Origin of the sequence: Caballeronia sp., from assembly GCF_028292365.1 — a bacterium.
In the GTDB taxonomy this organism is placed as follows: Bacteria; Pseudomonadota; Gammaproteobacteria; order Burkholderiales; family Burkholderiaceae; genus Caballeronia.
Genome location: NZ_JAQGMM010000425.1, coordinates 1 through 7,205, shown reverse-complemented (window position 1 = coordinate 7,205; position 7,205 = coordinate 1). Strand labels below are relative to the sequence as shown.

Below are 7,205 nucleotides of genomic sequence, written 5' to 3'. Positions count from 1 at the left end.
GTTTGGTGCTGGGTTGCTAGGTTTCTGCGTTAGCGGTCTGAGTCATTGCCGGGTTGCTGCTTTCTAGGTTAGTGGTTTGATTAGGTTGGCTAATTTCTTTATCACTATTAGCCACTGCGCGTGGCGGCGCGTCATTTCTTTGTCCAAAGCGACAAAGAAACGAAGCAAAGAAAACGCTTTCAACCGCTCTACCCTAAGTGTCCACAGCGTGCAGTTTTAATTCATAGGTGCCCCAAAAGCACGGTGCTCGCCAGAGCCACGGATGTGTGAAACCCTCCTTCTCCGAACACAGATACCCACACGCTTCGCCACCAGTGATTGAATCTGCCCAAGGAGCACCCCGCGCTATCCGCGGACAACCAACCACCAAATTTGTACGCATGACGAACCACGAAGCCAACCCACCTGGGAAACAAGGCCACAAAAATGCGTGAGGCCGTCGGGGTTCCCTGGCACTCGTGCTTGCCCGAGAGCGTACGGGGCGAAGCGTGTTCATGTCAGGATTCGCGAGAAGGAGGGGTTCACACATCCGTGGCTCTGGCGAGCACCGTGCTTTTGGGCACCCATGAATCAAAACTGCACGCTGTGGACACCTAGGGTAGCGTGGTTGAAAGCGTTTTCTTTGCTTCGTTTCTTCGTCGCTAAGGACCAGGATGACGCGCCGCCACGCGCAGTGGCTAATAGCGATAAAGAAAACATCCAACTCACGCAGACCGCTAAGGCCGAAAGCACCAACCCGGCATTGACTCGGATCGCTAACCCGGGAACCTGGCACTGACCCACCCGCTAACCCCAAAACCCACCCCGCCCCTACTCAACCGTGGTACTTGGAATCAAGTTCATCAATCGCCGCCACATTGCCCGCGCTCCGGCCCTTCTCGTCGAACGTCTGCGCCAGAAACGCATCGGCAATCGTCTTGGCCACTTCAGTCCCGATCACCCGCGAACCCATCGTAATGATCTGCGCATTGTTCGACAGCGCCGCGCGTTCCGCGGAATAGGTATCGTGGCACAACGCAGCGCGAATTCCAGGCACCTTGTTGGCCGAGATGCTGACGCCGATCCCTGTGCCGCAGACCAGAATAGCGCGGTCATAGTCGCCGCGTATGACGCCCGAAGCCACACGGTCAGAAAGATTTGCGTAGAACTCCTTTGGATCTGCCTCATTGGTCGACACCTCGAAAACATCGAAGCGGTCCTTGAGGTGTTCAGCCAGCACATGGGCCAGTCCCGCCCCCGCGCTATCCCCAGCAACTGCAAGTTTCATGATGATCTCCTTCAGATTGAAGTTTCACGCATGCGGAGAGTTCAGAGCACAGCCCTGACGCGCTCCACGATGTCCAGATATCCCGCGACGTCCCATGCAGAGCGCCCGATGAACAGCCCGTCAATATGCACACTAGCAGCAAGTTCGGCGCAGTTACCAGGGTTCACCGAGCCGCCGTAAAGGCACGGCACACGGCGGCCAAGAACATCTTGCGCCACCGCAATAATTTCTGCCTGGCGGGCGTCGGCATAGTCCGCCCTGGCCGGTATACCGTGCTCGCCGATGGCCCAAACCGGCTCGTAAGCAAGCAGAATGTCAGCCGTGTACTGGTCGGGCGTCAACCGGCCCAACGCGCCTCGAACTTCGGCAGCCAGAACCTCGGCTGCTCGCCCGCCTTCTCGATCAGCAAGCGTCTCGCCGATGCAGATCAGCGGCGTCAACCCGTGGCGCACCGCCGCCTCGACCTTCAGCCCCACCGTGTCATCGGTCTCGCCAAAATGTTCACGCCGCTCGGAGTGGCCGAGCTCGACCAGATCCATTGCGCAATCGACCAGCATCGGCGGCGAGATTTCGCCGGTCCAGGCGCCACGATCGGCCCAGTGCATGTTCTGTGCGCCAACCTTCACCGACGTATCTACGAGGATCGCCTTGACCTCGCGGATCGCGGTGAAAGGCGGAATCACAAAGCGCTGCATCCGTGGGTCGTCAATGCTCGCGAGCAGACCTTGGGCAAAAGCGCGCGCCTCCGCCAAGGTCTTGTTCATTTTCCAGCTGGTACCGATCCAGAAAGGGGAATGGGTCATGTTGATGTCGACAATCGGAGGCGCGAACCTCGCGCTGCTGAGCGCCGTGCCAAGGTGCGTCGTGTTACCCCGGCGCGGCGCTCAGGTGAAAACCGCAAGCACCTTTCGGCGCACTGCGGGTTAAAGCTGTTGCATCACTTCGACATCGTAAATGCGGAGGTGTACTTATCCACGTTGGCCTTGGTGATCAGCACACAATCGAAGAGCTGCTTTTCAGTCTTGGCACCCGTCTTGCCGGTCTTCAGGAACTGATCGGCCTCCTGCACCGCCTTGACGGAAAACGTCGCAACCGGTTGCAGCACCGTGTACTGCAATTCACCGGCCTTGACCGCGGCAACCGCCGTTGGTGAACCATCAAAGCCACCCACCTTGATGCTCGACAGTTTGCCCGCCTGCTTCAGCGCGGCAATCCCGCCAAGCGCCATTTCGTCGTTGCCGCTGATCACGCCAATAATGTCCGGGTGCGCTTGCAACAGGCTCTGCATGGCGTTGAAACCCTTCGTGCGATCCCAGTCGGCCACTTGCGATCCGACCTTCTTCAGATCCGGGTACTGGCTAAGCACTGACGTGTAGCCATTGGACCGCGTGGCGGCGTTGTTATCCGACGGCGAGCCGAGCAGTTCGACATAGTTACCCTTCGACCCAACGGCCTTCACCCATTGCTGCGCACCCAGCGCCGCACCCTGTGCGTTGTTGGAAACGAGCTGCGCCTTGGCCAGGCCTTCCTGGTTGATCTCGGCATTGACGAGGAAAACCGGAATGTTGGCGGCAACCGCCTTTTTCACCGCGCCCACAGAGCCGCTCGCGTTCGCCGGATCAAGAATGATCGCGACCGATTTGTTGGTGATGGCGGTATCGATCAACTGACTCTCGGCATTGGTGTCGCCTTTCGAAGCCGCGACGTTAGCGGTGTATCCCAGCCTCTTCGCCTCGGCGGCGGCAACGTTACCTTCTGTGAGCCAGTACGGGTTCGAGGGATCATTGACGATGATGGTCATGAGTCCACCGGCTGCATGCGCCTGGCCTGCGAACAGAGGCGCGGCGATGGCGACAGCGGCGAGTGACAGAGTCCTCAGGGTTTTTCTCTTGGTTGTCATGGTAAGTCTCCTTTTTTGATTAGCGATAGCGTCGGGATAAGACAAATACAAATGAGGACAAGTAAGACATTCTTCTCAAGGGCCGGTGGCGCGGCTCAAGCCTTGCCACTTTGTGGAGAAGTGGGTTGACCGGCGGTCGGTGCTGGACGCTTGACTCGACGGCGATACTGAATGGCGTTGAGCAACACCGCGAGCACGATCACCGCGCCGGTGAACACCGTCTGCCAGTAAGAAGAAATACCGATGATCACCAGGCCGTCGGACAGGAATCCGATCACGAAGGCACCGAGCAGCGTTCCCCGAATATTGCCAGTGCCGCCCATCAGTGACGCGCCTCCGATCACCACGGCAGCGATGGCCGTTAGTTCATAGGTCGTGCCGGCCGTCGGACCTGCGGACGTAAGCTGCGAGGAAAGGATCAACCCGGCGATGGCGGCACAGACGCCCGACATCATGTACACGCTGATCTGCACTCTTTTCACCGGAACGCCGGAAAGTTGGGCTGCGCGCTCATTGCCGCCGGAGGCATAGAGCCATCGACCAAAGGCTGTGCGGGTAAGCATGATGCTGCCCAAAATTCCGATGATCGCCAGGATCAGGACGCCAACGGGAACATTGAACAGGCGATCAAACCCAAGCCCGTTGAATCCCACATTGCCCAGATCCGCGTGACCACCCAGGTTGTTGTAGGTCAGGCCGTTGGTCATCAGCAGAGCAAGTCCGCGCACCACATACATCACCCCGAGTGTGGCGACGAAAGCGGGCACTCTGAACCGCGCAATGAGCACGCCGTTAACCAGGCCGATGAAGGCGCCAAGCAGACAGCACAGCACCACCACGACCCACACCGCCGGATACAGCACGACGCCAAACAGGTTCAGCGTCACACCCTGCAGGAAGAACCCCGCGACCACGCCGGAGAGCCCGAGTGTGGATCCGACCGACAGGTCAATTCCGCCGTTGATGATCACCAGCAGCATGCCAATGGCGAGGATGCCGTAGATAGCCACATGCGAGGCCATCGTCAGGAAGTTTTCGACTGCGAAGTAATACGGCGAGAGCATCGAAAATACGATGATGATCACGATCAGCGCAAAGAATGCACGTCCTTCGAGCAGCATCTTGCCGATGTCGAAACCGTCGCCCAACCGGCTGGCGCGGGTTGACGTGGAAGGTTTAGCGGAGTCGTTCATGTTCAAGTCTCCATGCATTTCTATGATCAGATCACCACGGCTTCGCCGGAGGCGGCCATGATCTGGTCCTTGGTGGCATCGGCGCCGAATTCCGCGGAAATCTTGCCCCGGCGCATGACGACGATGCGATGCGCAATGCTCAAGCATTCACCCACTTCCGACGTGGAGAACACCACGGCCAAACCTTGCGTGGCGCTCTCGCTGAGCAGGCGAAAGACTTCGGCCTTTGCGCCGATGTCGATACCACGACTGGGCTCGTCGAGCAGAATGACTTTCGGGCGGGTAGCAAGCATCTTGCCGATTACGACCTTTTGCTGGTTACCCCCCGACAACGAACCGATAGGCGCACCTGGGCCCGCCGTTTTAACGTGAACGTTTCGAATCGACTGATCGACGAGCACGCGCTCGCGAGGAAAGGACAACAGCAACCCCTTAACGAAGGTGCCGATGCTCGCGAGCGACAGGTTGGTGCCCACATTCATGGTCGGCACCAGGCCATCGCGCTGGCGATCTTCCGGCACGAGCACGAGGCCGCGGCCAATCCGCCCGGCGATGCTCAATGACGCAATATCCTCGCCTTCGAGCAGGACCTTTCCACCGGTCACCGAAGAGCGGCCGGCCACAGCCTCAAGCAGCTCGGTGCGCCCCGCTCCCATCAGGCCGTAGATGCACACGATCTCGCCCGCGCGCACCTCAAGCGACAAGTGATCGACCACGGAGATGCCGGATCCCGCGTCGTCGGCAACGCTGACATCTTCAATCGCCAGCGCTACGTCGCCGAACGCGTAGCCTGTCGGCGGCGAGCCGAGGTCGAAGTTCTCACCCACCATGTTGCGCACGATCCACGCGAGGTCGATATCCTTGGCTTCGGCCGTGGCCGTCATCCTGCCGTCGCGCAACACCACGGCGTAGTCGGTGATTTGCAGCGCCTCTTCAAGGTGATGCGAGATGTAGACAATCGACACGCCGCGGCTGGTCAGGTCGCGGATCACCTTGAACAGCACCTCGACCTCGGAAGCGCTCAGCGCCGACGTCGGCTCATCCATGATCAGGATGCGCGATTGAACGGAGAGAGCGCGCGCAATTTCAACGACCTGCTGCTGGCCCAGGCGCAAGTCCTGGACGCGTGTCAACGGGTCGATTTCCTCCTCGAGGTCAGCCATCAGCGCCCGGGCTTGCCGCGCTTCTTCGGCGAAGTTGACGCCTGTGGCCGAACGCAATTCCCGGCCCATGAAGATGTTGTCGCGCACGCTGAGGTTGGGCGCGAGACTCAACTCCTGATGAATGATCGAGATACCGTGGTCGCGTGCATCGTTTGACGAAGAGAAGGCGACGCGCTGACCATCGAGTTCGATATGCCCCGATGTCGGCATCTCGACCCCGGCGAGGATCTTCATCAAGGTCGATTTGCCCGCGCCGTTTTCGCCAAACAACGTGGTGACCTTGCCGCGATGGATATCGAAGTTCACACCCTTCAGCGCATGCACGCCGCCGTACGACTTGACGATATCGCGCGCTGACAGCAGCACTTCGCCGGCCACGGATTGGGTTTGATGGGTTTGGATTGGGGTGCTCATTTCACATCCAGCTTCACCGGCGTCACCAGCCAGCCGTTCGGATTGATCAATTGAAAGACACCGACAACCGAAATGGTCTTGCCCGTCAGCTTGGTCGTATCAACCTTCGACAGGACCGCCTTCTTCATCGCCGTGTTGATCGCGTATCCGGCGTTCTGATAGTCGATCTGGTTGGTGAATTGCTCGAAGCCGATGGTGCCGGTGGCGTCGCGCAGATCGGTGCCGTTGATCGCCGGGCCGGTCTGCACGCGGATCACCACGGAGTCAGGCACGTTCGGCACCTTCACGGTATAGATTCCGGCATCCTCACTACCGGCAACGCCATCGAACTTGACCGATATTTCGGGGCCGATGCCGCCGCCTGCCACACCGTACTGCTTGCCGGCGGCGTCCTGGTCCTTGGCGATGGCTGCGGCCAGCGTGTCGGCGCTGACTGCTTTGCCCTCGATCGCCGCCTGCGTCTTTGGAAATTGTGCTTCGCCGTAGGCGGCCGGATCGAACGTCTTGACTTGCGTATCGCCTGCGGACCCGATCTTCACGACCTTGATGCTCAAGGCCATCGCTACGATCAAAATCACTGCCAGCACTGCGGCAATTGCTGCACGAACGCTGCGCCTGGAGCGGCGATTCATTGACGGGGTAGTCGTGCTCATTCGGACACCTCCTGACCTTCTGAACGATGCAAATGCAAAACGGGTGCGCTGAATCGATCCACTTTGAGCAGCAGTTTCGCTGAGTCCACTGCGCGTAAATGCTTACGATCGCGCTTGTAGCCTGTGTCTTCTGTCATGTCATGCTGTGCCACGTTGCCCCCAGTCTTCAGCGATCACGTTGAGCACCATCGCTGCGGACGCTGCCCCCGGATCGATATGTCCAATGCTGCGCTCGCCCAGACGCGCCGCTCGCCCTTTGGTCGCAACCATCGATTTGGTGGACTCGGCTCCTGTTGTCGCGGCGTCGCGTATCTGCGCCATGATTTCGGCGACCGGCAGCCCGCTCGCCATGCCTTGCTCGGCCGCGGCCGCCGCAGGCGCCCAGACATCGATCATGGTTTTCTCGCCCGGCTCTGCCTTGCCACGCGACTTGATGCCTTCGGCCATCGCCACGATCAGCATCGGTGCTTCGGTCAGCGGCATGTCCGGGCGCGCTCCAGCAGCCTTGGCTGCACGCATGAACGCGGTGGCGTAAAGCGGCCCCGACGAGGCACCGACCGCGTTCAGGAACCCCTTCGCCGCCGCGTTGAATTGATCGGCAAGCGAAGCATCCGC

Annotated in this window: 7 protein-coding genes; all 7 read right to left on the bottom strand. The window is 59.8% G+C overall.

The genetic code is table 11. From position 1 onward, the window contains the following. Nucleotides 1-814: 814 nt before the first annotated feature. On the bottom strand, nucleotides 815-1,267 hold the full coding sequence (locus JWR14_RS25410) for an RpiB/LacA/LacB family sugar-phosphate isomerase (RefSeq protein ID WP_299713828.1): 453 nt from the start codon (nucleotides 1,265-1,267) through the stop codon (nucleotides 815-817). A gap of 41 nt (nucleotides 1,268-1,308) precedes the next feature. Continuing rightward, nucleotides 1,309-2,070, bottom strand: coding sequence for a triose-phosphate isomerase (locus JWR14_RS25405; RefSeq protein WP_299713825.1), 762 nt, complete (start codon nucleotides 2,068-2,070; stop codon nucleotides 1,309-1,311). 134 nt (nucleotides 2,071-2,204) lie between these two features. Then, nucleotides 2,205-3,167, bottom strand: a complete 963-nt coding sequence (locus JWR14_RS25400) for a D-ribose ABC transporter substrate-binding protein (protein WP_299713822.1) — start codon at nucleotides 3,165-3,167, stop codon at nucleotides 2,205-2,207. A 95-nt stretch (nucleotides 3,168-3,262) separates the two neighbouring features. Beyond that, nucleotides 3,263-4,360 (bottom strand): ABC transporter permease, encoded by a 1,098-nt coding sequence (locus tag JWR14_RS25395; protein WP_299713819.1) that lies wholly within the window; start codon nucleotides 4,358-4,360, stop codon nucleotides 3,263-3,265. 26 nt (nucleotides 4,361-4,386) lie between these two features. Then, nucleotides 4,387-5,937, bottom strand: a complete 1,551-nt coding sequence (locus JWR14_RS25390; protein ID WP_299713816.1) for a sugar ABC transporter ATP-binding protein — start codon at nucleotides 5,935-5,937, stop codon at nucleotides 4,387-4,389. Then, on the bottom strand, nucleotides 5,934-6,590 hold the full coding sequence (locus JWR14_RS25385) for a DUF2291 domain-containing protein (RefSeq protein WP_299713813.1): 657 nt from the start codon (nucleotides 6,588-6,590) through the stop codon (nucleotides 5,934-5,936). Before JWR14_RS25385 ends, JWR14_RS25390 begins: the two co-directional genes overlap by 4 nt. Nucleotides 6,591-6,728: 138 nt before the next feature. Beyond that, nucleotides 6,729-7,205, bottom strand: a 477-nt coding sequence (gene dhaL, locus JWR14_RS25380) for a dihydroxyacetone kinase subunit DhaL (protein ID WP_299713810.1), incomplete at its 5' end; no start/stop codon positions are given.

Coding starts and splice junctions, on each gene's coding strand:
- JWR14_RS25410 (WP_299713828.1), bottom strand. CDS start 1,267: ATGAAACTTGCAGTTGCTGGGGATAGCGCGGGGGCGGGACTGGCCCAT.
- JWR14_RS25405 (WP_299713825.1), bottom strand. CDS start 2,070: ATGACCCATTCCCCTTTCTGGATCGGTACCAGCTGGAAAATGAACAAG.
- JWR14_RS25400 (WP_299713822.1), bottom strand. CDS start 3,167: ATGACAACCAAGAGAAAAACCCTGAGGACTCTGTCACTCGCCGCTGTC.
- JWR14_RS25395 (WP_299713819.1), bottom strand. CDS start 4,360: ATGAACGACTCCGCTAAACCTTCCACGTCAACCCGCGCCAGCCGGTTG.
- JWR14_RS25390 (WP_299713816.1), bottom strand. CDS start 5,937: ATGAGCACCCCAATCCAAACCCATCAAACCCAATCCGTGGCCGGCGAA.
- JWR14_RS25385 (WP_299713813.1), bottom strand. CDS start 6,590: ATGAGCACGACTACCCCGTCAATGAATCGCCGCTCCAGGCGCAGCGTT.